A 26,588-nucleotide genomic window follows, 5' to 3' on the forward strand; every position below is an offset into this window, starting at 1 on the left:
CATGACTAAGAAAGCAGTTGCAGGAGATTCAGATGATTTGGAAGCGTTGTTTGACAGTATTGTCTCGGCGAGTGATGGTGGAGAGGAAGAGACTGCCGTCGCCACATCGTCTTCGGCTAATAGGGGATTGACCCAAAGTGGTGATGAGAGTAGCCCATCGGACAGCGTGGTAAACAAGCTTGGGCAAATGACGCGCAAGTTTCATGACACTCTGCATGAACTTGGTTACGGCAAAGATCTTGAGAAAGTCGCATCTTTTATTCCTGATGCTCGCGACCGTTTGAGCTATGTCGTTACCATGACAGAAAAAGCTGCTGAACGAGTGCTGAATGCTACTGAGGCTGCACAACCCATTGTGGCAAAGATTGAAGTCGATTCCCAACGGTTGGCGCGGGAATGGCAGATGCTTTTTGATAAACAACTCGATACTGAGCAGTTCAAGAATTTGGTCACGCAAACCCATGCTTTTTTGATTGAAATTCCGAAACAGACCAAGGTTACCAATGCTTACCTGACGGAAATCATGATGGCACAAGACTTTCAGGACTTGACTGGACAGGTCATCAAAAAAATTGTGGATGTAACACAGAAAATGGAAAAGCAGCTGGTGGAGTTACTGGTTGAGAGCTCTCCCCCTATCGCTAACTCAGATATGCATGCCGGGCTACTGAATGGCCCGGTGATAAATTCGTCAGGACGCACCGACGTGGTGACCAATCAGAATCAAGTAGATGACTTGCTTGAAAGCATGGGGTTCTAAAATGAATGATTTCGCGGGCATGGAAGAGTTAATGCAGGATTTTTTAACAGAAGCATCTGAGCTGTTGTCTGATGTCGACAGTAAGCTGATTGACTTGGAAAAGCAGCCTCATGATCGCGACCTGCTCAATATCATCTTTCGTGGCTTTCACACCATCAAGGGTGGCGCTGGATTCTTGAATGCGACGGAGCTGGTTACGTTATGTCATCTCACAGAAAATCTGTTTGATAATCTGCGCAACGGTGAGTTAGTTCTGAATGCGGATCTAATGGACGCGATTTTTGCAGCGACAGGAGAGGTCAGGCAGATGTTTGACGCATTAGCACAATACAGGCAACCAGAAGCCGCCCCGCCTCACCTGATTTCCGCACTGCACGCCGCCTTGAATGGAGAAGCGGTTGTAACTCAGACTGTTGCACCGCAGGTGGCTGTGCTCGAATCTGCGGCTGATAATTCTCTATCTTCATCAGTGGCTAGTCAAGACTGGAATGTTTTGTATCAGGCCTTGGTGGGTACTTCACCCGTTCAAGTTCAGGCTGGATCTGATGCGGGGCTAGCTTCTCCTTCTCCAGCCGCAACACAGGCGCCTGCAGGTAACGTGGAAGCGTCATTGCCAGAAGCTCGTTCGTTTGGCCGACGTGGCAACGATATTCCAGGAAATAAAGCTCCAGCTGCCGGGCGCCGCGAAAATGAGGCGGGTAAGGACAATACAATTCGTGTTGATACTGACCGGCTGGATCAAGTGCTCAATCTTTCTGGTGAAATTGGATTGACCAAAAATCGCCTGACCCATTTACGCACTGACATTCTGCAAGGGCGATCTGACGCGGCCACATTGCTTGCATTAGATGAGTCGGTCAGTCAGCTCGATATGCTGGTGGTGAATTTGCAAAATGCGGTGATGAAGACGCGTATGCAACCTATCGGCCGCCTTTTCAATAAATATCCTCGTTTGGCGCGCGATTTGGCGCGTCAGCTGGGTAAGGATGTTGAGTTGGTGTTGTCCGGTGAAGAGACCGAGATCGATAAAACCATGATTGAGGATCTTAACGATCCGCTGGTGCACTTGATTCGCAATGCGGTGGATCACGGCGTGGAAAGTTCGGAACAGCGCGCGGCGGTGGGTAAGACAGCAAAGAGCTTAGTGCATTTAAGTGCTCAACAGGAGGGAGATCACATCATCATTAGGATAACCGATGATGGCAAGGGCATGCGTCCCGAGGTGATCCGCAACAAGGCCATCGAGAAGGGCTTGATCAATGCGGAATCTGTGAGCAGCCTGGATGATGAACAAAGCTTAGGTTTGATTTTACTCCCAGGGTTTTCAACTAAAGATGAGATTTCCAGTGTGTCCGGTCGTGGGGTTGGCATGGATGTAGTGAAAACCAACATTGAGAAATTGAGTGGCAAAATCAGTATTACATCGGTGCCGGGTAAGGGTAGTGAGTTCACCATTTCATTGCCACTTACATTGGCGATTCTGCCAGTGCTGCTACTACGCTTGTGCAATCAATCATTTGCTGTGCCGCTGTCATTGGTGCGGGAGATTTTATCGGTTCCACCGAGTGATTTGCAACAGATAGCTGGCAAAGCCACCATGGTGGTGCGCGGTGAGGTCCTGCCGGTGCTTTCATTGGCCAGTTTGATTGGCTGGGAGCAGACTGATAAACCTGAAGTGGGTGTGTTGATGCAGATTGAAAAAAACAGTTTCATCCTCTCGGCAGATGGCTTTGCCGGACACGATGATGTGGTGATCAAATCATTGGATACTTTCCGGCCAAAGGGAGTAGCAGGTGTGACGATGTCCAGCGAGGGTGAGATTATATTAATTTTGGATATCAAAGAATTGCTTGGTGAGCTATGCAGATGAGGCAGGGAATATCGGATCTGATCAAAAAGTTGCTGTGAATTAGTTTCGTCCGACCGGCTTGTTTACTGACAGGCGTTAACTGGCAAGCCCATACAATTCTTCTGAGGTTATTTAACGGCTGAGTCTAAGGCATGGAAAATTTATAAATTTCCACCGTGTTAACTATCTGTTTACCCTGCCTTCGCAGGGCTAAAAGCACGGGAATCACTTATCCAGCCAGATAAATGTTCCCATCCTCCCCGTCACACTATCGCGCCGATACGAGAAGAAATTTGCGCTGTCTGTATAGGTACACAGGCCGCCGCCGTATACACGCGTAACACCCAATGCATTCAGGCGCAGACCTGCGAGTTGATAAATGTCGGCGAACCATTTTCCTGATGTATCAGACACGAAGGCCGCCGCCGCTTGTTGATCTTTGCCAATAAACTCTGCCCGCACTTCATCGCCTACTTCGAAAGCTCGTGGGCCTATTGCAGGTCCAAGCCAGGCCATGAGCGTATTAGGAGGTACGTCCATGGCACGCACGGTGTGTTCAATGACCCCATCGCACAATCCACGCCATCCTGCATGTACTGCGCTGATTACGCTGCCTTTATCATTGCACAGCAGTACGGGCAGGCAATCTGCGGTCATTACTACACACACTGCGCCGGGGTGTGTCGATACACAGGCATCGGCCTCGGGCCAACATTCGGCCTGAGCCGCATCAGTTACTACCACACCATGCACTTGCTTCAGCCACACCGGCTCACTTGGCAGCATTGGTTCCAGCAGCATGCGATTGCGCGCTACGGCTAAAGGCGCATCGCCTACGTTGCTGCTGAGATTGAGACTGTTATAGGGGGCAGCACTGATCCCTCCATTGCGTGTGGTTTGTAGCGTTCTGATATTTTTTGGAGCCGGCCAGTCAGGGATAATGCAGTGTTCAAGCAGGTTCATTTAATGTGCTCCTGATGTTTTTTAGTAGCTGTGTTATGTCGTCTGGCATGGGGGCTTGCCATTCCAACCATTCACCCGTTGTGGGATGTTCCAGCCCAAGTTGCGTCGCATGCAACGCTTGGCGTGGGAAAACGGCTAAAAGGGGGCGTAATTGTGGTGCGCATTTCTGTGCCCCCTTGATATATACCGAGTCGCCAACCAACGGATGGCGAATAGAGGCAAGGTGAACGCGGATCTGATGGGTGCGCCCGGTTTCCAATTTGCAGCGAAGCAGGGTGCAGCCGGGGAAACGCTCCGCTATGGTGTAATGCGTAGTTGCAGGTTTGCCGTCTTCCACTATTGCCATTTTCGTACGCAGCGTAGGATGGCGGCCTATAGGTACATTTACCGTACCGGCACGTACCACTTCGCCATATACCAGCGCATAGTATTCGCGCTGTACGCTACGTGCCTGCAACTGGCGTACTAGCGCTGTCTGCGCAGTAAGTGTTTTTGCAACGACCAGCAGTCCGCTGGTATCCTTGTCCAGCCTATGCACAATGCCGGCGCGCGGTATTTCTGAAAGTTGCGGCGAATGATGGAGCAAGGCATTGAGCAGAGTGCCATTCCAATTTCCACTACCTGGATGCACCACCAGTCCTGCCAGTTTGTTGATGATGAGTATGCTGTTATCTTCAAACAAGATGTTTAGCTCGATATCCTCAGCCTGATAAGGTTGTTCGGCAGGATTCGATTGAAGTATGACTTCTATCTCTTCGCCGCCCCATACTTTTTGTTTGGAAGTGGTTGCCGCGCCATCGAGTTTAACCTGCTGCTGCGTGATCCAGTCTTGCAGACGGCTACGAGAATACTCTGGCAGCAGCTTGGCTAATACCTGATCAAGGCGCATCCCCGCGCATTCGTCGGGAACTTTGAACAAAAGTGGGGCAGTCTTCAATGTAAGCGGGTTGGGTGCAGAAAGGTTTGCGGTATAATTGGATAACATTTTTTTGGATTCTGCCATGCGCCATAGTTTAACTTTAATTCTGCTGCTCATGCTAACTGCGTGTAATATTTTCTCTCCGAAGGATGAAAAATCCGCTTCCGCGGCAGCGGATTCCGCCGAGGGAATGTACGCTCAGGCCATGGAACAGATAAATAATGCCAATTACCCTGGCGCTATAAAACTATTCGAGACTTTGCAATCTCGATATCCTTATGGCCGTTATGCGCAGCAGGCGCAGATGGAGATTGCATACTCATACTACAAGCAAAGCGAACCGGAATCAGCACTCTCTGCGGTGGAGCGCTTTATTAAGCAGTACCCAAACAGTTCGCACGTGGATTACGCCTATTACTTGAAAGGATTGGTCAATTTCGACGAAGATCTCGGTCTGTTTGGCGCGGGATTTCACCCAGACGTATCCGAGCGTAATTCCAAGGCGCCGCGTGAGGCTTTTGATGCTTTTAAGGATCTGGTTACACGTTTTCCTAACAGCAAATATGCAGCCGATTCAAAATTACGCATGCAATATTTAATTAACGCGTTGGCGCGCCATGAAACGCAAGTTGCAAGTTATTATTTACGCCGCGGAGCCTATGTGGCCGCTGTCAATCGTGCTAATGGCGTACTCATTGATTTTCCGCAGGCTCCGGCTACACGTGAGGCTCTGCAAGTTATAGTGCAGGCCTATGATGCGATGGGACTGAAAGATTTACGCGACGATTCACAGCGTGTGCTAGACAAAAACTTCGCGAAAGATGGTGTTAAGCCAGTTGTCAATCCACGCCAGTGGTGGAAGTTTTGGCAAAGCTGAACATTGGCTCTAGCATTTACATAGTTTAAGGAAGGCATCGTTAAACTGCGCGACCTTCTCCAAACTTAGAAGGCGGAGTCCTACCAAGCTTAGTATTAGTAACAGACTCTAAAAAACTTAAAAAATATGGCACGCGAAGAACCGGCATTCAAACTTAAAATTGCCAATCTTTCTTTATTTGTACTCTATATCAATACAACCGATATGGATCAACTAAAAAAACAGTTGGATATGCGTTTTAATCAAACGCAGAATTTCTTCTCCAATACGCCTGTGGCTCTTGATCTCTCTGCTATCGCGAATTTCAACCTATCGCCAGACTTTACCGGTCTGATGTCATTCATGCTGGATCATGGCATGCATGCCACGGGTGTTGTTGGGGGTTCCGCTGAACAGCGTGAAGCCGCTGTACAGGCAGGTTTGGGACTCTTTCCTGACACGATTATCAGACCCCCATTAAAGACGGCATCGATTCCCGCGACAGCCCCATGCATTACCTCTGATGCAGAAGACAATCAACCAGAACTACCAGGATTGGGATTGGCGATAGAAACTGGAGCGGGTGAACCCAATAACAATCGCATCCTAGACTCAGATACCCAACTTCAAAAACCAGTTTCCCAAGCACTGCCCACTTTCCGTCCGACTATGATTATCAACAAACCAGTTCGTACGGGTCAGAGAATCTACGCAGAAGGGGCTAATCTGGTTGTACTGGGTGTTGTCAATGCAGGAGCCGAACTGATTGCTGACGGGGATATTCACATTTACGCCCCATTACGCGGTCGGGCTATCGCGGGTGCTCAAGGTAACGAGAGTGCGCGTATTTTTATGCATAGCTTGGAGGCAGAATTAATTTCTATTGCTGGCTGTTTCAAGGTATTTGAGAACGGTATTCCCGAAAATTTGCGCGGCAAACCCGTTCAGGTGCATCTGGATTGCTCTGATTTGATTATCCAGCCCTTGCTGAGCTAAAGGAATTTTTTAGCATCCTCATTTACGGGTAAAATATACCTAATTTTGTTCAGGAATATAAACGTGTCTAAAGTTATTGTAGTTACCTCAGGGAAGGGTGGTGTAGGTAAAACCACAACCAGCGCTAGCTTCTCCAGCGGTCTCGCCTTACGGGGAAACAAAACGGTTGTCATCGATTTCGATGTGGGTTTACGTAACCTGGATCTCATTATGGGCTGCGAGCGGCGTGTGGTGTATGACATCATCAACGTCATCAATGGCGAGGTGTCCCTTAAGCAGGCACTCATCAAAGACAAGAACTGCGACAACCTATACATTCTCCCTGCATCTCAGACTCGAGACAAAGATGCACTCAACCTGGAAGGTGTTGAGCGTATTCTTAACGAGCTCAAAGAAAGTTTTGATTGTATTGTATGTGACTCCCCGGCAGGCATTGAATCAGGCGCATTCACCGCAATGTATTTTGCAGATGAAGCTTTGATCGTAACTAACCCGGAAGTTTCGTCGGTGCGAGATTCGGATCGCATTCTCGGAATTCTTGCAGCCAAATCCAAACGTGCGGTGGATGGCCTCGATCCCGTGAAAGAACACTTGCTGGTGACGCGCTATGATCCCAAGCGGGTAGAGGCGGGGGAAATGTTGTCGGTTACTGACATCCAGGAAATTTTACGTATTCCGTTGATTGGTGTGATTCCGGAATCGGAATCAGTGCTCCAAGCCTCTAATGCTGGCACCCCAGCCATCCATCTGGATAAGAGCGACGTGGCTGAAGCCTACCGAGATGTAGTGGGACGTTTCATGGGCGATGAAGGATTGCCGATGCGCTTCGTTACCGCAGAAAAAAAGAGCTTCTTTAAACGACTGCTGGGAGGCCGCTGAGATGTCCATGATTGCTGGCTTGATCAGCTACCTGCGCGGCAACGATAAAAAAACTGCCGTCGTCGCTAAAGAACGTTTACAGATTATTCTCGCCCACGAACGTGCCGGAAGAGGTGCTTCCACTCCAGACTATCTACCTGCACTCCAAGAAGAACTGATGGTTGTGATTGCAAAATACATTCATATCGATCGCGAATCTATCAATGTTCAATTAGAGAAGCACGGTGAATATGATGTACTTGAACTTAACATTACATTGCCGGACAAAATGCGCAACAACCGATGAGTATTCTCCCGGGATTTGCACTGGGGACGGCAGTAAAACAACGTACCTGATTGATCGCGAAATTCAACAAGTTTACCGGATGAATCTGCAGAGGCTGATAGTAAATAACCTCCGGCAAAGCCGGAGGTTATTGGGTGAGCTTCTCAAAAATATCTGCTGAAGCCTGTAATTTTAATTCATGCCTTCCTTCTACATGCTTCCCACGGCTAGCCAGGCTGCATCGGATATACAAAGTGTACCCGGCCGCGCCTCGATAGAAGGGGTTAGACGCCTGCTGGGTGAGTGAAGGGCTGTGAGTTCACTTTGCGGACTTGATCCACTCTATAGCTTGGACTCGAGCGATCGGGATTGGCTTTCCCGCTCCATCCGGTTGAAAGATCGAGGCCTCTCCCTCCTTTACTTCGAACCAATCTTTCCCGAAGGCGTCGATGATGTTCGGTTTATGCGTGACCAGGAGCGTGTTTTTTCCATCTGCAGGGGGTGTCGCTGCCATCTTTCTCAATGCCTCAGCTCGACGATCATTTTCGATTGGCGTGACGACGAGGCCGCCTTCAGTGATATCTGGAGTGGATGTCACTTCAGTGCCACTGATCAACCTCCCGGTTTCCACCGCCCGATTGAATTTGCTGGTGTGAACCCTGCCAATCGGAATTTGCAAGGCCTTGAAAGAAGCACCCACCTGGGTGGCCAATGCTTTGCCGCCTTCACTCAACAAGCGCTGCTTGGTAGTGTTGCCGTAATTTAGGGGGTCAGTGTCCGCCTGATCGCGATTGGTCGCTCCGTGGCGAAAGACAATGACGTAGCCACCCTGCTTCAAACGCTCGGCCAACGCCTTCACATCGACTGTCTGCGCGTGCGCGGTGGCCGATGCCAAAGCAAGAAGGACAAAGATCCTAGAAATCCATTGCACGTTTACTTTCATGCATACTCCTTGTTTTGGTGAAAAGTGGAACTCGGTGACGAAATGATAGAGCTTATGCATCATCTTATGTATCATGTAGTCCAACTGCCACTGCCTATCTAGCTTGATTTTTCCACGTAGCGTAAAGCGATGCAGGCGTTTATTGCTGCGCAATTCGTTATGGGTGAGCACGTTTAGTGCGTCAACTGGATCGTTTCTCGCAGCTGACCGATTGGGATACCCAGGAAACGAATGCTGCCGTAGTTCACTACAGTCCGGCCATCGTTAGTGAGATCAAGAATTTGATGCATTACCAAGCCCCAACCCTTCAGCGGGTAGCGCAAAGTTAGTCGGCTTCCATCGGTGCGACCTACGGCCAGTCCTGAAGCTTCGGTAAGCGTTGCCGAGTAATGACCTGGGGTGGTTTGCCACATCATCCAAGAACGTGACTGAATGGGCTCTCCTTCAAACTGCACGTTTTGCTCAAGCCTAAAGCGGCCATCAGCTTGTGTCGATCCAAGGCTTTCAACGGTAAATGGGCGAGTTTTTCCTAGAAACAGCTGCATTTCTCCTTTGCCCTCAGAACGCCCGGCGAAGACCTCGTCTGGCACAAATGCTTTTCCTTTGGTTTGGGAGTGAGCGGTTAGCGACATCAGCAGTGAAGCTACAAGAACAATTTGTTCGAAGCGCTTTTTCATTTTGTTCGCACTCTCCGCAACAGAAATCATGACAAATTATGGATGTTGAAACGGGCGCTTTCAGAATGGCTTGTTAGACATCGACCTGGAATGATGGACATCGTTAGTCATCGTCCAACGGGATACAGTCCGTGGACTTGAGTTGGATTCTGTCCTTGGATGGCCCCGATGTAGTGCTCCATCTGGAATTTCAGGCGCTCAATGCGCGCGCGATCCTGCATGAAGGCGCGGAAGCGCACCGGATAGGTAGGGTAGTTGATGACCGGTTCGAATCCCTCCGGTGGCGACATGTCCCGCCGCACTGGCCATAGTCCACGACCTTCCTGCATCTCCTTCGACAGCAGCCAACTCATGTAGAGCTTCGCTGCCGCCGGATGACGCGCAGCCTTGAAGATGGCGCCCGTCTGAGGCCAGGTGAGAAAGCTGTCGTTTTTCGGCAGGATGAGCTTGAACGGGCTGTCGGGGGGCGTGGTCAACGGGCCCGAAGCGGTAAAGGTCGCGGCCTTGTCGCCCTTGGCAACGACCAGACGCGCCGGCACCGTACCACGAATCCATTGCACATCCTGCGTCATCAGCCGGTCCATATAGCCCCAGCCGCGCTCGCTGATGATACGGTCGAACTGGTACAGCACGGCGTCGTCGTCGTGCGGATAGGTCAGGACGATCCGCCCTTTCCATTTGGGATCGAGATAGTCTAATGCGTCGCGTGGGGCTTCTGCTTCAGGGATCAGCCCGGTATTGATGATGTTGCTGAAGCAAAAAACATTGACAGCTACATATGCCCCGTCGGGATCGCGAAAATCCGGGTAGACGTGCTCCCAGCCCAAGGGCTTGTAAAACAGCAGATGTCCTTCTGCTTTCCATCGGTCGTAGTCATGCAGGGTTTGCAGGTGCGCAACGTCGCATTCGAGCTTGTCGCGCGCGAGTTGATTGTCTATCCGCGCGTCGTGATATTTGCTGAGGTCAACCAGGATGCGGATGTTCATGCCAGGAAAGCGTGTTTTGAAGGCCTGTTCGACGGCGGCCTGTGCATTGGGCAGATCCCCGCCCGCATAGACGATCAGGTCAGCGCCTTGGGCGAGGGCGGTTTTGTGTAGCTCGTCGAGCGTCCTTGTTTCCACCTCCGGGGTGAGCAGCGGCAGAAGCGGTGCTTCTCCGCTCGCCCAGCTGCCAGTAGTTTGGGCGAATGCATGGCTTGATGCCTGAAGGGCCAGCGATCCTGCGAGCGTCAATTGAATAAAATGTCGCCGGGAAAGTTTTGTCTCCGTTAATACGTCCATTGTGCGCTCCTTCGCCGTTTTAATTTAAGTAAAAACCTGCATTACACCCGAATTTAGTTGATAAATGCACTATTTAATTCTCGTTGTGCATCATCTGCATTTTTCCCGTCCAAGTACACGGGGGGGACTATAAATACATCCGTTAGCAATCTTACAGTAATGACAGCCGAGCGAAATTATTTCCTGTGAGCTGATTTTTTAATACTCTTTTGGTTGAATTAATCGTGCTTGTACGGTTGCAACAGTTTTGCTACCAAGCCACTCCAGCCGGTTTGATGCGAGGCACCTACCCCGCGACCGGTGTCGCCATGGAAATATTCATGGAACAAAATGTAGTCCCGGAATTGCGGGTCTTCCTGAAACTTGGTTTGATCGCCGAATACCGGCCGCTGCCCTGAACCATCGCGTCTGAATAAGCGCGTCAAGCGCAGTGCCAGTTCGTCGGCAACGGCATGAATAGAGAGCATGTTTCCGGAACCGGTAGGACATTCAATTTTGAATTCATCTCCGTAAAATTCGGCGAAGCGGCGCAGCGAAGTCACCAACAGATAATTGACCGGGAACCATATTGGACCGCGCCAGTTGGAATTGCCGCCGAACATCCCTGATTCCGATTCGGCCGGTTGGTAGCTGACGCTCATCGGATTATCGATGCAGTTGAAGATATAGGGCGCATCTTTATGGGCGCGTGAGAGCGACCGTATGCCATAGTCGGAAAGGAATTCGGTCTCATCCAGCATACGTCGCAGAAGGGCTTTCATACGGTGGCCGCGCAGCAACGACAGCAGGTGACGGTTACCCCGTCCCGGCTCCTGCCAGCGAGAGACGAGCGCTGCCAATTCGGGACGGTTTTTCATGAACCATTCCAGCCGCCGTTTGAAATTTGGCAGCCGATCAAGTATCTCCGGCTCCAGAATCTCCACAGCATAAAGCGGGATGAGACCCACCATGGAACGAACCTTGAGCGGCATCATCCCGCCATCAGGGGTACGCAGCTCATCGTAGAAAAATTGATCCTTCTCATCCCACAGGCCGACACCTTGATCGCCGATATTGTTCATCGACTGGGCAATGTACAGAAAGTGCTCAAAAAACTTGGTGGCAATATCCTCATAGGTGCGGTTGTGCTGCGCCAGCTCGAGCGCGATACGCATCAGGTTGAGCGCATACATGGCCATCCAGCTGGTGCCATCGGCTTGATTGATATAACCGCCGGTGGGTAGCGGCGCACTGCGGTCAAACACGCCGATGTTATCCAAACCGAGGAAACCGCCCTGAAATACGTTGTGTCCATCGATATCCTTGCGATTGACCCACCAAGTAAAGTTCAGCAGCAGCATATGCAGTTCACGCTCAAGAAAATCCAGATCACCACAGCCATCGTTTGCATCGCATTCGGCCTTGTACACCTCCCACACCGCCCATGCATGTACCGGCGGATTAACGTCGCCGAAAGCCCATTCGTAAGCGGGAATCTGCCCATTCGGATGCATGTACCAGACGCGCGTCATGAGCAGGAGTTGGTTCTTTGCGAATACCGGATCGATGTCTGCCATTGTGACGCAGTGGAAAGCCAGATCCCATGCGGCATACCAGGGATATTCCCATTTGTCCGGCATTGAAATGATGTCTGCATTGTTAAGATGCTGCCATTCGCTGTTCCGTCCGTGGTGTCGCTCCTTAGGCGGTGCGGGCATGCTCGGATCACCTTTCAGCCATATGGGAATATCGATGTAGTAGAACTGCTTGCTCCAAATCATGCCGGCAAAGGCTTGACGCTGGATCAGGCGCGCATCTTCGTCAGCAATATCAGCTTGTAGCACGGCATAAAATTCATCAGCCTCGGCCCGGCGCAAATTGAAAATAGAATCAAAATCCTTGAAGGGCTGCGTGTTCACGGCCCGGGTGAGACGCAAGCGAATCTCAATCTTCCCCTGTGCCGGTATTGTAAAAATGAAGTGCCCTGCCGCCTTGGTGCCGCTTTGCAACGGATTGACAGCCTGGGGTTTGCCATGAACGACATGCTCGTGAAAGGCATCCTTGAAATAGCCTTTATTTTCTGTGCCGTACAGGCGTTGTACGTTGGTCTCGTTATCGCAGAACAGCAATTCCGTCGCACCATCGAAGTGGCAGTAATAAGTGCCCAATTTTGGGTGCTGCAACACGATGGCATCCTGTTCAAAGACTGACATCTCCGGCTTCTCGGTTTGTCCGTCCCATGTCCACTCGTTTCTGAACCATAGCTGCGGCAAAATGTGCAGCGGTGCGTCTTCGGGGCCGCGATTGTGTGCGGTAATCCGCATCAGAATATCGTGCGGGTCGGCCTTGGCGTATTCCACGAACACATCGAAGTAGCGGTCATCGGCAAAGGCGTCGGTATCGATCAGTTCGAATTCCGGCATGTCCTTACCCCGCCGCCCGTTTTCCTCCACCAGCCATGCGTATGGATACGCCTGCTGGGGATATTTATAGAGCATCTTCAGATAAGAGTGAGTCGGTGTTGCATCCAGGTAGTAATACAGCTCTTTGACATCTTCGCCGTGATTGCCCTCACTGTTGGTCAACCCGAACAGGCGTTCTTTCAGAATCGGATCGCGCTCGTTCCACAGTGCCAGCCCCAGACATAAGTGCTGGAATTTGTCGCTGATCCCGGCGATGCCATCTTCACCCCAGCGATAGGCGCGACTGCGTGCGTGATCATGGCTGAAATATTCCCAAGCTTCACCGTGCGGGCTGTAGTCCTCACGGACCGTTCCCCATTGGCGTTCGCTCAAGTAAGGTCCCCATCTGGACCATTCCGGTTCATCTTTTTCTCGCGCGATGAGCCGTTTCTTTTCCTCGCTGAGGGGCGCGTTCTGGCTGCTCGGTTTTTTTGGCTGTAATGTGGGCGGAGTCGAGGCGGTACTCATATTCATTTCCTTTTTCCAATTGAGGCGTTATGTAAATCCAGCCATGCGCGCAGCACTTCCGCAACACTCCATGCCTGGGCAAAGCAACCGCGCGGTGTAAATGGTGGTTCGGCATCGAATATCTCGCTGACATTGCCGATACATGCCTCGCCAAGGTGCAGCCCGAGCGGCTCAAGAAAAGAACGCGCTTTGTCCGCATCTTGGTAAACACGATAGTGCGCATCCACGAACGGCCCGATGAGCCAGGCCCAAACGGTACCTTGGTGATAAGCTGCATCGCGTTGTACGGGATTGCCCCGATAATAAGCAACGTAACCAGGTTGATTGCGCGCCAAGCTGCGCAAGCCATGAGAGGTCAACAACTCGCGTGCGCAGACATCCACGACTGCCTTTTGTTGGTCCTCGTCCAACGGACTATTGGGCAACGCTACCGCGAGTATTTGGTTGGGGCGCAGGCGCGAGTCATACTTTCGTCCATTAGAATCAGGCATGCCTTCCGGTCCATCGATCACATCATACAAATAGCCTTGTTCGCCATTCCAGAAACGCTGGAAGCTTGAACGCACGTGCGCCGCCGCTTCACGATATTCGTCAGCCGATTTTATCTTGCCCAGCTGCTTGCTCAAAGCGGCCATGATAGCCAACGCGTTGTACCAAAGCGCATTCACTTCGACAGGCTTGCCGATGCGCGGCGTCACTACCCAATCACCGATCTTGACATCCATCCAGGTCAATTGCGTACCATCCTCGCCAGCAGCCAGCAAGCCATCTCGGATATCGACCTTGATGCCATAGCGTGTGCCTTTGTGATGATAGTCGATGATATCGACGAGTACCGGATAGAGTTCTTTTGCCAGTGCGATGCCGCCGCTGCGCCTAGTGTATTGATCCACTGCGTGGAAATACCACAACGTTGCATCGACCGCGTTGTACTCTGGCGTTTCGTCATGGTCGGGAAAGCGATTTGGCAACATGCCCTCGCTGATGTGCGCGGCAAACGTGCGCAAGATGCTGGCGGCCATATCAAAACGCTGTAACGCCAGGGTCAGACCGGGCAATGCGATCATGGTGTCACGACCCCAATCGCCGAACCAAGGATAACCGGCGATAACGGTTTTGCCCGCCGGATGGCCATCACGGTAACGACCGACAATAAATTGGTCGGTGGCCAATGCCATCTGTCTTATCCAGCGTGGCGCATCAGAGGGAAGCGCGGCAAACAACGCTTGCGAGGATTCGTGAATTCGCGCACTGACAACAGCAAAATTTTCCGGTGAAGCCGATTCGGTGGAGATCACCAAGGTCGCATCCTGCCCATCATCAAGGGCTAGGGTAAGACGACCGGGACAAAATAGATCTTCGCTATCGTCCAGTCCGCGCATGGTCTCCATTCGGTGTTTGAAATTCCAGTACCAGGCGGGGTCAGCAATAAACCTGGCGCCATCGCAGATAACGCGGTAGGGACGCGCGCCCTGGAATGCATGCACTTCGAAGCCATTCGTTATCCCGTGGATATCCATATCCCAACCACCATGGCTGTGGCTGTGGTAATCCCGGTATGTGCATAGTGGCATCAGTTCGAGTTCGAGCGTATCGCTCGCTCGCAACACACGAAAATGCAGATAGGTGGTGTTTTGCCCAGGTGCCATCAGCACACGTTTTTCGATCAATGCGTCTGCCAGTGCGTAATGCCACACCGGGACAGTGCCATCCAGAAAAAAAGACTCGAGGTGAAGATATCCGTGCGGCGTTACCGTACCGTCAACGAACTCGTTGCAGGAAAGATGATAGGTTTTGCCTCCATAACGCACCGTCGCATCCACTTTTGCTACCAGCAAGGTGCGTCCCGCGGGAGGTGACAACGCGGCCATGAGCAGACCATGGTAGCGGCGCGTATTCAGATCGCCTACCGTGCCGGAAGCGTATCCTCCCATGCCGTTGGTGACCAGCCATTCGCGCTCGACTGCCCGTTCAAAATTTCCACAAACGCCCCGTCCCAATTGAAATATTGTCTCGTCCATCGCTTTAATGGAAATTGATTGGATCAATTTTTAACTCCTCTGCAAAACAGGCCGGATCGGCTAAGTCAAATTTTTGAATACAGAGACTAGTCTGCCAAGACAGTGAAACTTTACAGGACGATATCGCAATGGGATAGTTACTTGACGCGAAAACAAAAACACAGGCGCATGTTCAGCCAATTGGCCGGCAATGCGGCGATGATTTAAAGCCAGTCGTGCTGGGTAGGAGAAGAAACGCCAGAGCGAATTACGCCGATATTGCGGTCATAGACGATGCACGCTGTTGCCTATCAGTAGCCCGCCGAGCAAAGCGGCGAACAGCGGTAGTCATGCCACGCGAAAACTCAGTCGCAGCTTACCCGCTACCAATAATGCTCATACGATCGCACCTCGCAAGCATGTCGATATTGACATACACTCCAACGCGTGTGTAAGCAGCTAAACAAACACTACAAATCAATTTAGCATGAGGATAACTGCAAATGAGGCCGGCGCGATGTCGAGGTAACGTCTCTATCACCTCGCCAGTTACCTCACGCTCAGGACAGCGGGCAGTGAAGCAGGTGGTTTATTGACGAAATGACGAACAAATCCAGAAAGGGCGAAGCATGACCGAACCTACCATTACCTGTCCAAGTTGCAAAACTGAGATCAAACTCACCGAATCGCTGGCAGCACCTTTGATCGCGGCTACACGTAAGCAATTTGAGCAACAACTGGCGCAGAAGGACAATGACATCGCACAGCGCGAACAGGCGATGCGCGACAAAGAAAAGCAGCTTGCAGAAGACAAGCGAAAACTCGACGATCAGGTGGCTGATCAAGTTGCGACACAGTTAAAAGCAGAACGCACTCGCGTTATTGCCGAGGAATCCAAGAAAGCTAAACTTGCCAGTGCCGTCGAACTTGATAACAAGGCACGCGAGCTGTTCGAATTGCAAGAGGTGCTTAAAACAAACAATGAAAAACTGGCCGAGGCACAGAAGGCGCAAGCCGAGCTCATCAAGAAACAGCGTGAACTCGATGATGCCAAGCGCGAACTGGAACTCACGGTAGAAAAGCGGGTGCAGGATGGATTGACCCACGTCCGCACGCAAGCCAAAAAAGAAGCCGAGGACGAACAGAAGCTCAAGGTAATGGAGAAAGAGCAGACCATTACTGCGATGCAAAAACAGATTGAAGATCTCAAGCGCCGGGCCGAGCAAGGATCACAACAATTGCAGGGCGAAGTCCAGGAACTGGAGCTTGAAAACCTGTTGCGCACCAAATTTCCTTTCGATGCCATCGAGCCAGTACCAAAGGGGGAATATGGCGGGGATGTGCTGCACCGTGTTGTCGGAGCCGGCGGCCACTCCGGCGGCACTATTTTGTGGGAGTTCAAGCGCACCAAAAACTGGAGCGATGCCTGGCTGATAAAGCTTCGCGGAGACCAGCGCACCGCGAAGGCAGAAATCGCCGTGATCGTGAGCCAGATTTTGCCAAAAGGTGTTGAAACCTTCGAAATGGTAGACGGCGTCTGGGTAACGCATCCGCGCGCCGCATTGCCGGTGGCGATGGTTTTGCGGCAGTCATTGCTGGAGCTTGCTCTTGCGCGGCAGTCCACTGAAGGTCAACAGACCAAGACCGAAATGGTCTACCAGTACCTTACCGGCCCGCGTTTCCGCCAGCGCGTTGAAGCCATCGTTGAAGCCTTTTCCACCATGCAGGAAGACCTCGACAAGGAAAGAAAAGTCATCATGAAACAATGGGCCAAGCGCGAAGAGCAAATTGAGCGCGTGATGGGGGCGACGGTGGGAATGTATGGTGACTTGCAGGGGATTGCGGGGAAATCGTTGCAGGAGATTGAGGGGTTGAGCCTTCAGGCATTGGATGCCCCGGTTGCGAACAATAGGAATGCGGCGGAATGATGACAACAGGTTTCGACAACAGCAGCAATAAGACTATCGTCCTGAACGGCGATCCTCGCAAAACTGCACCGATGTTTTGCTTGATGTTTTCGCCCGCGAGAACCAATGGACAACTATGCCACTAAGTGGCACAATTAACAAATGAAACGAGTTTTCAAAACCCGCCATTTCAGTCGCTGGATGCGAAAAACAGAGTTAACGGACAGCGCGTTATTAAATGCGGTGGAAGAAATGGTTCAGGGGCTGATCGATGCCGACCTCGGTGGCGGTGTTGTAAAGAAACGCATCGGGCTTGCAGGCCGGGGCAAGCGTGGCGGCGCCAGAACACTGGTTGCGACCAACAAGGGAAACAGGTGGTTCTTCGTCTTCGGGTTTGAGAAAAATGAGCGCGCCAACATCGCGGACGATGAACTGGAGGCGTTGCGGGACATCGCTGAACAGTTGCTGGTCAGAACAGGCCGGCAGCTTGATGAGGCAGTTGAAGCAGGTGCGTTACAGGAGATTTGCCATGACCAAAAAAACCAAAACTAAAAGCCTAGTTTTAGAAGCCGTGCATGAGACGGCCAGTGATCTGAGCCGTCTGGGTTTTATCGACAAACGCAAAATGCGCAAGTTCGACGTGCTGTGTCTTGACCCGATACCAGCCTACGACAGCGAGAAAATCCGCGCGCTACGCGACCATCTACAGTTAAGCCAATCGGTGCTTGCCGCAGTGTTGAACACCAGCCTATCGACAGTGCGTAAATGGGAAATCGGCGAGAAGCATCCGAGTGGGCCGTCACTGAAGTTGCTCAATCTCTTGGAGCGCAAAGGGCTGGAAGCTGTTCTTTAATTCGGGATGCCGTGGATAGCGGGCGCATCAAACGTAAAGACCCACATTCGAAGTCGTCTAAATTCACTTAATATCTGCCTTATTGGGGCTAGGATTTTTACTTGACTCGAAAACGGCATATCTAAAAAAACACATATAATTCAAATGCTTTTTATGTGACTGAAAAATGGCGCAGTAATTTTATGAGCAAACGAAAACTCGAATTCAACTGGATCGAAAAATACGAGCCTCCGATTCTCTCAAGGAACAAGTCATGACCGACCGACCTGATGAAAATTTAGATGGCGATCAGAAGCCTAAAAAGTCTCTACGTTCGTTAATCCTCAAGAAAGAGCCGACTAAAGTATCGTCGCTTGGAAATGTGCTGGTAGATAGATTGACTCTAGGAGTGATGCGGAAGCTTGCAAAATTACTTGATCGAGAAAAAAGCGCATCAAATATGGATATAGCACGCACACTATTCGGTGCAGTGATTTATTTCCCCGGAACGGCTGAAGGCGAAGAGGAAAGATTGCTGAATAGTGCAGAGCTTGCTCAGGTTCCAGATGCAGACATACATGCTTTCGCACAGGCATTTAATGATCGACAGGGCTGGTCAACAGATTGTGGAGATGTGTCCTCGATAAAGTTGCTCGCTGAAAAACTTCGCGAAGAACTCAAGAAGCTTTCCGACTCTATCAATAAGTCACTGAATCTCGGCAACTCATTATTTTCAGAAAGCACACGGCGCTTGATGGCGGAAAGCGCTTTAATTGCAGAGCAATTAAAGGCTTATTCTGGCGCTAGTGAAATTGCCAAGCAATACGAAATTGCCAAACAATATGAGAGGGCCATATCCCCGGAAGAGAAGCTACTAAAGTCGATGCCCGGACTTCAGGCAGCAATGAAGGCAAATGCAGATGAGGAGAAGTTTAAATCTTCAATCTGTGGGCTGAATATAGAACAATTAGCTGGAATCAATCGCTCGGCCATACCAGATTTTTCACCGACTCTGCCAAGACACGATATTTCAGAATCACTCCACAGATCAGTGGAAAACAGCCCGATGGCTAGAAGTGCAAGGACACTAACTTCCTTGGATACTAAAATTGACGAAGTTCTTGAGATAGCCCAAGGCATCGCGGAGCTTCATGGAAAAACCAATGAAGCCATTCTCTCAGGTCTATCTGATCTTTCAGATAAGCATGAAAAGACCAATAAGCATATTCAAGATGGGCTTGAAAAATTTACAAAAAAATGGCAACAGGACGAAGCATCGGCAACAACGAGTCTTAAGTGGGTTGTGCGCGGAATCTTTTTTTCTGTTTTATTTTCGGTTGTTGCTGTTACTCAAGATTACTACACCAATCGGAACAATGACCGCGAACAGCAAGCAACAAAAGCGTTGCTAATGGAACAAGTCAGTTTGGCAAATGAGGTTGCCATAAATCAGAATAAGACTGCAAAAGCCCTTGAAGGACGAGTGAAAGAACTCGAAGGCAAGTTGGCAGCACAAGCGTTACGCGAAGCTCGCGCAACGAAGAAACCACCATCGGAACAGAAATGACTAAGAAACAAAAACTCGAACTCACCTGGATGGGTAAGGAAAACCGGCCCAAGTTGGAGCCGCGCATTTTGCTGGAAGACCCGGCAAAGAGTTATCACGCGAAGCATCGGGTGGCGGATAACGACATCTTTGACAATCAGCTCATCTTCGGCGACAACTTGTTGGCGTTGAAGGCTTTGGAGGCGGAGTTTTCGGGGAAAGTGAAGTGCGTTTACATAGACCCGCCATTTAATACACAGCAGGCATTCGAACATTATGACGATGGGATTGAGCACTCTTTGTGGCTTGGCTTGGTTAGAGATCGGCTTGAAATAATTCGTAGGTTAATGGCTGACGAGGGAACGCTCTTTGTCCACATCGACGATAACGAACTCGGATATTTGATTGTTCTGCTAGATGAGATTTTCGGTCGGACAAATAGAGTATCTGTGGTGACATTCAAGCAGGGTTCTGCGACAGGGCACAAGTCGATTAATCCCGGTGTCGTGAGTACCACGAATTACATTCTCATCTACGCAAAAAATAAATCTGTGTGGGCACCGAACCGTGTGTTTACCGCTCGCGCTGAGCGAGACAAGCGGTACGGGCAGTACATCGAAAACTACGAGGATTCTTTTGAGGGCTGGCGATTTACGACGCTCGCCAGTGCCTTCGCCGCGAGCCTTAGCTTGCCAGAGCGAGGCCTCAAGAAAAGCTTGGGGGATGAGTATGAAGAAAAAATTGCGAGCTTCGTCTTGCGGAACGCTGGGCGGGTTATCCAGCTCGCGAGGCCAGATTACTCTGCTGTAAGCAGTGCCGCACGCGAGATGATTGATGCGTCAAGAGCTGCCCCTGATGTTGTGATGAAACTGGGACGAGATGGATATTCCGATATGTATTTTATCGGAGGTCAGCGCATCCTCTTTTATTCCGACAAGCTAAAACTGATTGACGGCGAGTACGTGGCCGGCGAGCCCCTCACGAGCTTGTGGGACGATATTCTGTCTAACAACTTGCACAATGAAGGCGGAGTCGAGTTCCCGAAAGGGAAGAAACCGGAAGCACTGATCAAGCGATGCTTTGACCTTGTGACAAAGCCAGGCGATATTGTCCTCGATTCTTTTTCTGGTTCCGGCACCACAGGCGCAGTCGCCCATAAAATGGGTCGCCGCTGGATCATGATCGAGTTGGGCGAGCATTGCCATACGCACATCATCCCGCGTTTGCAAAAAGTGATCGACGGTGAAGACCAAGGTGGTACCAGCAAGGCGGTGAACTGGCAAGGGGGTGGCGGCTTCCGCTATTACAGACTCGCGCCCAGCCTGTTGCGGCAGGATACTTATGGGCAGTGGGTCATCAATAAGGAATATAACGCGGAGATGCTGGCGCAAGCCTTGTGCAAGCTGGAAGGCTTCACCTATGCACCCAGCGATGCGCATTACTGGATGCACGGGCATTCCACCGAGCAGGATTTTATCTACGTCACCACGGCGAACCTGAACCACGAGCAGTTGCAGCAGGTTTCTGATGAGGTGGGGGCGGAGCGCAGTCTGTTGGTGTTATGCACCGCTTTCCGTGGGCGTGGCGATTACCCGAATCTCACCGTGAAGAAAATTCCAAAACAGGTGCTGTCGCGCTGCGAGTGGGGGCATGATGATTATTCGTTGCAGGTTGAGAATTTGCCGAAGGCGCCACCACAAATCCCTTCGACAGGCTCAGGGCGAACGGTTAATGGAGCAAGGATGCGCGGGGTGAATGTGGCACAGGGTGGATTGTTCGAGGAGGGCGAGGTATGAGTGAACTGACTACCCGCATGACCAGCCCTGTCATTCTTTATACCACCGGGGATGGCAAGGTCACGGTGGATGTCTGGTTTGCCAACGATAATTTCTGGCTGACCCAGAAGACGATAGCGGAGCTGTTCGGGGTGAAAACGCCAGCCGTGAATAAACATTTGAAGAACATTTTTACCACAGGCGAGTTGGTGGAAGATGCAGTTGTTTCCATTTTGGAAACAACTGCGGCCGACGGCAAGACCTACGCCACCCGTTTCTACAATCTTGACGCCGTGATTGCAGTGGGTTATCGAGTGAATTCGATCAAGGCCACGCATTTCCGCATCTGGGCGACGCAGACCCTGCGCGAATACATGGTCAAGGGCTTCGCTCTCAATGATGAGATGCTCAAGAACGGGCGCGCCTTTGGTCAGGATTACTTCGACGAACTGCTGGAGCGCATCCGCGAGATTCGCGCCAGCGAACGCCGCGCTTACCAGAAGATAGCCGATGTGTTCGAGCAGTGCAGCAGCGACTATCAGGGCAACAGCGAGGAGACGCAGTTGTTCTTCCAGATGGTGCAGAACAAGCTGCATTTCGCCAGCACGGGGAAAACCGCTGCCGAGATTGTGCACAGCCGTGCCGATGCGAACAAGCCCTTCATGGGCCTGACGACCTGGAAGAATGCCCCGCCCGGGAAAATCCTCAAGGGCGATGTCACCATCGCCAAGAATTATCTGAACCAGTCTGAGCTTGATAAGCTGAACCGGCTGGTTTCCCTGTTTATAGACTTTGCCGAAGTGCGTGCGCTGAATCGCCAGGTCATGACCATGAAAAACTGGCTGGAGTGGGTAGAGCGTTTCTTGAATTTCACCGATCAGCAGGTGCTGGAGAACGCCGGAAAAATTTCGCAGGAGATGGCGCGTACCAAGGCTCATGTCGAATATGACAAATTTCGCGTGCAACAAGATTTGGACTACCAGTCCGATTTCGACTTGAAGTTGGCGCGCTACTTGAAGGGCGAGGAGAAGCCATGAACCGCCACGTTAATGCTATTGCCGGGCGCTTGAGCTTGCGTGCTCCGCAACGCCACTCGTTGGAGATTCTGGATCGTATAACTGAAATCATTCCACCCAAAAAAGGGGCGGACGTTGCTGCCGCGCTGGAGATTATCCGCAGCGAATTTCCATCGGTGACCGACTTCGAGCGCGACTTCCCGTCGCTGTGCTTTGCGTTGGCTACGGGTGTGGGTAAGACGCGGCTGATGGGGGCGTTCATCAGCTACCTGCATCTGGCGCACGGCATCAATAATTTTTTCGTGTTGGCACCGAACCTGACGATCTATAACAAGCTGATCACAGATTTCAGCGACCGCACGCATCCTAAGTATGTGTTCAAGGGCATCTCGGAATTCGCCATTGATGCGCCTTCCATCATCACTGGCGATAACTACGACCAGCACGACCCGGCCAGCGGCACATTGTTCGGCGGGGTGCGGATCAATATTTTCAATATCTCAAAAATAAATTCCGAGGTGCGCGGCGGCAAAGCTCCGCGCATCAAGCGGCTGTCGGAATATATCGGCGAGAGTTACTTCGATTATCTGGCCGGGTTGCCCGATCTAGTGCTACTGATGGATGAATCGCATCGTTACCGCGCCAGTGCCGGAATCAAGGCGATCAACGAGCTGAAGCCAATCCTGGGGCTGGAGCTGACGGCTACTCCGTTCGTGGAAATCGCTAAGGGGTCGGTGCAGTTCAAGAACGTCATTTTTGATTACCCGTTGGGCAAAGCGATGGCGGATGGCTTTGTGAAAGAGCCAGCCGTGGTAACGCGCAAGAATTTCAATCCGGCGGGGATGTCGCCTGAAGAGATCGAGCGCATGAAACTGGAAGACGGTGTGCGCCTGCACGAGAGTGTGAAGGTGGAGCTGGAAACTTATGCCCGCGAAACCAGTAATCCCATCGTTAAACCTTTCCTGCTGGTGATCGCCCGCGATACGACCCATGCCGGGCAATTGCTGGCCTTGATCCAGTCGGATGGGTTTTTCGAGGGGCGTTACAAGGACAAGGTCATACAGGTGGATTCGAGCCGTACCGGTGCGGAAGAGGAGGAGATGATCGCACGGCTGCTGAAAGTAGAACATACCGATGAGCCAACGGAGATCGTGATCCACGTCAACATGCTGAAAGAAGGTTGGGATGTGACTAACCTTTACACCATCGTGCCATTGCGTGCGGCCAATGCGCGCATCCTGATCGAGCAATCCATCGGGCGCGGCCTGCGCTTGCCATATGGCAAACGCACCGGCGTGACGGCGGTAGACAGATTAAACATTATCGCGCATGACAAGTTTCAGGAAATCATCAATGAGGCGAACCGACCTGGTTCTGCCATTCACCTGAAGGAGGTGATACTAGATGACGATGTCTTCGGGCAAAAAACGGCGACCATCGTTTCGCAATCGCAACTCGCCACCAAGCTGGGGTTGAAACCAGCCGATGCGACTGGCAGCACGCAGATGGCAGGGCAGGATGTACAGCTCATCTTCATCAGGCCGGAAGAGCAGAAGGTCGCACAAATCGCTTATGAAGTGATTCGCAAACTGGAGAATCAGCCGACGACTGTGCCAACGCTGGCTCACTTGAAAAACCCGGAGATTCAGGCGGCCATCGTCAAGGCTGTGCAAGAGCAGCATCGGCCTGCGCAGATGGAGTTGGAAGGTGTGACCGAGCAACCGGATTTCGTCGCCATTGTGGCAAAAACGGTGGAGTTGGTGACGCAACAGACAATAGATATTCCACGGATTCTGGTTGTGCCCAAGGGCGAGGTGAAAGCCGGATTCAAACCGTTCATACTGAAGCTGGAGGCGCTGAAGTATCCAGCTGTCTCAGAGGAGCTATGGATCCAACACCTGCGCACAAGCCAGCTTGAAGTGGTGACGTTAGGTAATGGCGGTATTGAAGAAAAGAATATGGAAGATTATGTCGTCAGTGGTCTGGTGGACTTCGACGATGTTTCTTATGACGATCAGGCTGATCTTCTTTATGAATTAGCATCGCAAACCATTAAGCATTTTTGCTCATACTTATCCGAGGATGACGCGCGCAAGGTGTTGCGTTGCTACCAGAGACCGATTGCGCAGTTTATCCATGCACAAATGCAGGAGCATAGCTGGGAAGATTCCGTTGATTACGAAGTGGTAGTGAGTAAAGGATTCACGGAATTTAAACCCAGTGCCTACACCTATGCTGTTAATGAGCCGTCCGCTGATTACCGGGTTTCGCCTGCAGATAAGAGCAATATGTCGAAGTATGTGTTCGGCGGTTTCAGGCGTTGCTTGTACCCGGTGCAGAAGTTTGACTCGGAAGCGGAGCGCGTGTTGGCGGTTATCCTTGATCGCGATGCCGACAAGTGGTTCAAACCTGGCAAGGGACAGTTTCAGCTTTTCTACAAGCAGGGCGCAAACCATCTGGAATATCAGCCTGATTTCGTGGCCGAGACGAAAAATGCGATCTACATGCTGGAGCCGAAGGCCAGCAACCAGATGGAAGATGCCACTGTTCTAGCCAAGAAGGAAGCGGCAATCAAGTGGTGCAAGAATGCTTCGGACTACGCGGCAGCCAATGGTGGCAAACCTTGGCGCTATGTGCTGATCCCGCATACTGCGATTGCGGTGAATATGATGCTGGATGGATTGGCAGGACAGTTTGGATGCTATTAGGACTTGCGAAGTTGATGATGGCAGTTGCTTAAAACGTGAATTGTATTTTCAATGAATTTCGATTTTGCCACTCTTGATCTATTGCGCCAGAGCCATCCAGCGTGGCGTTTGTTGCGCTCGGATCACGCACCACTGGTAGCGAGTTTTTTGCAGCGAGTGTTTATCGTGCCGAATGTGCGCGTTATGGCGCAAGCTGATTTGGCAGAATCACTCGAAGACGAACTGTTTGCCTTGCGCGAGAGTCTAGGCTTAGATGCTTTTCCCAAGTCTGCACTTGAATACCTCAACGACTGGGCAAGCACTGAGAAGGGGTGGTTGCGCAAATTCTATGTTCAAGGGTCGGATGAACCGCATTTCGATCTTTCCCCACCGACAGAAAAAGCGATTACTTGGCTTGCAACGCTCACCCAGCGCAGCTTTGTTGGTACTGAGTCCCGCTTGCTTACGCTGTTCGAGTTGCTTAAGCAGATGAGTGAAGGATCTGAAACTGATCCTCAAACGCGTGTTGCTGAATTACACAAACGGCGTGATGAAATTGATAGGGAAATCGAACAAATATTATCGGGTGACATTCCGCTGTTAGATAACACCGCATTGAAAGACCGCTTCCAGCAATTCACGCAATTGGCGCGGGAGCTGCTAAGCGATTTTCGTGAGGTAGAGCATAACTTTCGTGGTTTGGATCGACGCGTGCGGGAGCGCATCGCACTGTGGCAAGGCTCTAAAGGAGCGCTACTGGAAGAAATCATGGGCGAGCGGGATGCAATTTCCGACTCGGATCAGGGACGCAGCTTTCGCGCATTCTGGGATTTTTTGATGTCCAGTCGACGGCAGGAGGAACTGTCGGTATTGCTTGAGCGCGTGTTGGCCTTGCCACCTGTCATTGAACTCAAGCCTGACAGCCGAACACGTCGTGTACATTATGATTGGCTGGAGGCTGGAGAACATACACAGCGGACCGTCGCCCAACTTTCGCAACAGTTGCGGCGGTTTCTTGACGACCAGGCTTGGTTGGAAAACCGCCGCATCATGGATATTCTGCACGGTATCGAAACTAAAGCGTTAGCAGTGCGCGAATCTCAGCCGTCAGGTGTGATGACGGATATTGCAGATACGGCTGCTGATATCGAGTTACCGATGGAACGACCACTACACACACCTTCCATCAAACCACAAATCGCCGATATCGTGCTGGAAGAGGGTGATGTCGAAATAGATGCAGGAGCTTTGTACTCGCAAGTCGTTATCGATAAGGCGCAACTGGTTAGACATATCCGACATGCTTTGCAGGATCGCTCGCAAGTCACGTTGCGTGAGCTGTGCGAAATGCAGCCGCTACAACGCGGACTGGCAGAACTGGTGGCATACCTCCAGCTTGCGGGTGACACTTTCAAGGCTGTGGTGGACGAAGAGGTGACCGATGAAATTTTCTGGCGCAGAGAAGAATTGGATGGCCAAGAACAAGTGAAACGGGCACGTTTGCCGCGCGTGATTTTTGTGAGATGAGC

Annotated in this window: 21 protein-coding genes; 14 read left to right on the forward strand and 7 right to left on the reverse strand. The window is 51.2% G+C overall.

Features of this window, described 5'->3' with window-relative positions; genetic code table 11:
* Position 1: 1 nt before the first annotated feature.
* The gene (gene cheZ, locus MKZ32_RS05195) at positions 2-760 is read left to right on the forward strand and encodes a protein phosphatase CheZ (protein ID WP_239796285.1); all 759 of its coding nucleotides are present in this window, start codon (positions 2-4) and stop codon (positions 758-760) included.
* 1 nt (position 761) lies between these two features.
* On the forward strand, positions 762-2,630 hold the full coding sequence (locus MKZ32_RS05200; protein ID WP_239796286.1) for a chemotaxis protein CheA: 1,869 nt from the start codon (positions 762-764) through the stop codon (positions 2,628-2,630).
* Between the two features lie 204 nt (positions 2,631-2,834).
* Here the strand turns inward: MKZ32_RS05200 and pgeF are convergent, their stop codons facing one another.
* Entirely contained in the window at positions 2,835-3,572 is a 738-nt protein-coding gene (pgeF, locus tag MKZ32_RS05205) for a peptidoglycan editing factor PgeF (RefSeq protein WP_239796287.1), read from the reverse strand.
* On the reverse strand, positions 3,559-4,608 hold the full coding sequence (gene rluD, locus MKZ32_RS05210) for a 23S rRNA pseudouridine(1911/1915/1917) synthase RluD (RefSeq protein WP_239796288.1): 1,050 nt from the start codon (positions 4,606-4,608) through the stop codon (positions 3,559-3,561). Before rluD ends, pgeF begins: the two co-directional genes overlap by 14 nt.
* Here rluD and MKZ32_RS05215 point away from each other — a divergent pair.
* The 4 genes from MKZ32_RS05215 to minE all read left to right on the forward strand — a co-directional run bounded on the left by MKZ32_RS05215 (position 4,607) and on the right by minE (position 7,508).
* Complete coding sequence (locus tag MKZ32_RS05215) at positions 4,607-5,368, forward strand: outer membrane protein assembly factor BamD (protein ID WP_239796289.1); 762 nt, start codon at positions 4,607-4,609, stop codon at positions 5,366-5,368. The genes rluD and MKZ32_RS05215 overlap by 2 nt on opposite strands.
* 126 nt (positions 5,369-5,494) lie before the next feature.
* Positions 5,495-6,343, forward strand: a complete 849-nt coding sequence (minC, locus tag MKZ32_RS05220) for a septum site-determining protein MinC (protein WP_239796290.1) — start codon at positions 5,495-5,497, stop codon at positions 6,341-6,343.
* 63 nt (positions 6,344-6,406) lie between these two features.
* The gene (minD, locus tag MKZ32_RS05225) at positions 6,407-7,222 is read left to right on the forward strand and encodes a septum site-determining protein MinD (RefSeq protein WP_239796291.1); all 816 of its coding nucleotides are present in this window, start codon (positions 6,407-6,409) and stop codon (positions 7,220-7,222) included.
* Between the two features lies 1 nt (position 7,223).
* On the forward strand, positions 7,224-7,508 hold the full coding sequence (gene minE / locus MKZ32_RS05230; RefSeq protein WP_239796292.1) for a cell division topological specificity factor MinE: 285 nt from the start codon (positions 7,224-7,226) through the stop codon (positions 7,506-7,508).
* 298 nt (positions 7,509-7,806) lie between these two features.
* On the opposite strand, the gene MKZ32_RS05235 is transcribed toward minE, so the two are convergent.
* The 5 genes from MKZ32_RS05235 to MKZ32_RS05255 form a co-directional block, all read right to left on the reverse strand.
* Entirely contained in the window at positions 7,807-8,430 is a 624-nt protein-coding gene (locus tag MKZ32_RS05235) for a histidine phosphatase family protein (protein ID WP_239796293.1), read from the reverse strand.
* Between the two features lie 173 nt (positions 8,431-8,603).
* The gene (locus MKZ32_RS05240; RefSeq protein ID WP_239796294.1) at positions 8,604-9,107 is read right to left on the reverse strand and encodes a DUF3833 family protein; all 504 of its coding nucleotides are present in this window, start codon (positions 9,105-9,107) and stop codon (positions 8,604-8,606) included.
* A gap of 107 nt (positions 9,108-9,214) precedes the next feature.
* The gene (locus MKZ32_RS05245; protein ID WP_239796295.1) at positions 9,215-10,387 is read right to left on the reverse strand and encodes an ABC transporter substrate-binding protein; all 1,173 of its coding nucleotides are present in this window, start codon (positions 10,385-10,387) and stop codon (positions 9,215-9,217) included.
* Positions 10,388-10,605: 218 nt separating this feature from the next.
* A complete protein-coding gene (locus MKZ32_RS05250) occupies positions 10,606-13,296 on the reverse strand; it encodes an MGH1-like glycoside hydrolase domain-containing protein (RefSeq protein ID WP_239796296.1) in 2,691 nt (896 codons plus the stop codon).
* 2 nt (positions 13,297-13,298) lie between these two features.
* Entirely contained in the window at positions 13,299-15,344 is a 2,046-nt protein-coding gene (locus MKZ32_RS05255) for an amylo-alpha-1,6-glucosidase (protein ID WP_239796297.1), read from the reverse strand.
* A 581-nt stretch (positions 15,345-15,925) separates the two neighbouring features.
* Between MKZ32_RS05255 and MKZ32_RS05260 the strand changes: the two genes are divergently transcribed.
* The 8 genes from MKZ32_RS05260 (at position 15,926) to MKZ32_RS05295 (ending at position 26,586) form a co-directional block, all read left to right on the forward strand.
* Complete coding sequence (locus tag MKZ32_RS05260; RefSeq protein ID WP_239796298.1) at positions 15,926-17,224, forward strand: DUF2130 domain-containing protein; 1,299 nt, start codon at positions 15,926-15,928, stop codon at positions 17,222-17,224.
* Between the two features lie 141 nt (positions 17,225-17,365).
* Positions 17,366-17,755: a type II toxin-antitoxin system RelE/ParE family toxin gene (locus MKZ32_RS05265; RefSeq protein ID WP_239796299.1), complete on the forward strand. Its 390-nt coding sequence runs from the start codon at positions 17,366-17,368 to the stop codon at positions 17,753-17,755.
* Entirely contained in the window at positions 17,733-18,056 is a 324-nt protein-coding gene (locus MKZ32_RS05270) for a helix-turn-helix domain-containing protein (RefSeq protein WP_239796300.1), read from the forward strand. The genes MKZ32_RS05265 and MKZ32_RS05270 overlap by 23 nt, the downstream gene beginning before the upstream one ends.
* 253 nt (positions 18,057-18,309) lie before the next feature.
* Positions 18,310-19,602, forward strand: a complete 1,293-nt coding sequence (locus tag MKZ32_RS05275) for a hypothetical protein (protein WP_239796301.1) — start codon at positions 18,310-18,312, stop codon at positions 19,600-19,602.
* Positions 19,599-21,377 carry a site-specific DNA-methyltransferase gene (locus MKZ32_RS05280; RefSeq protein WP_239796302.1) on the forward strand — a complete coding sequence of 593 codons (1,779 nt, stop codon included), beginning with the start codon at positions 19,599-19,601 and terminating at the stop codon, positions 21,375-21,377. Before MKZ32_RS05275 ends, MKZ32_RS05280 begins: the two co-directional genes overlap by 4 nt.
* Positions 21,374-22,393 (forward strand): virulence RhuM family protein, encoded by a 1,020-nt coding sequence (locus MKZ32_RS05285; RefSeq protein ID WP_239796303.1) that lies wholly within the window; start codon positions 21,374-21,376, stop codon positions 22,391-22,393. Before MKZ32_RS05280 ends, MKZ32_RS05285 begins: the two co-directional genes overlap by 4 nt.
* Positions 22,390-25,080 (forward strand): DEAD/DEAH box helicase, encoded by a 2,691-nt coding sequence (locus MKZ32_RS05290; protein WP_239796304.1) that lies wholly within the window; start codon positions 22,390-22,392, stop codon positions 25,078-25,080. The genes MKZ32_RS05285 and MKZ32_RS05290 overlap by 4 nt, the downstream gene beginning before the upstream one ends.
* A gap of 51 nt (positions 25,081-25,131) precedes the next feature.
* Complete coding sequence (locus MKZ32_RS05295; RefSeq protein ID WP_239796305.1) at positions 25,132-26,586, forward strand: DUF3375 domain-containing protein; 1,455 nt, start codon at positions 25,132-25,134, stop codon at positions 26,584-26,586.
* Positions 26,587-26,588 lie beyond the last annotated feature (2 nt).

It is taken from the genome of Candidatus Nitrotoga arctica, from assembly GCF_918378365.1.
GTDB lineage: Bacteria > Pseudomonadota > Gammaproteobacteria > Burkholderiales > Gallionellaceae > Nitrotoga > Nitrotoga arctica.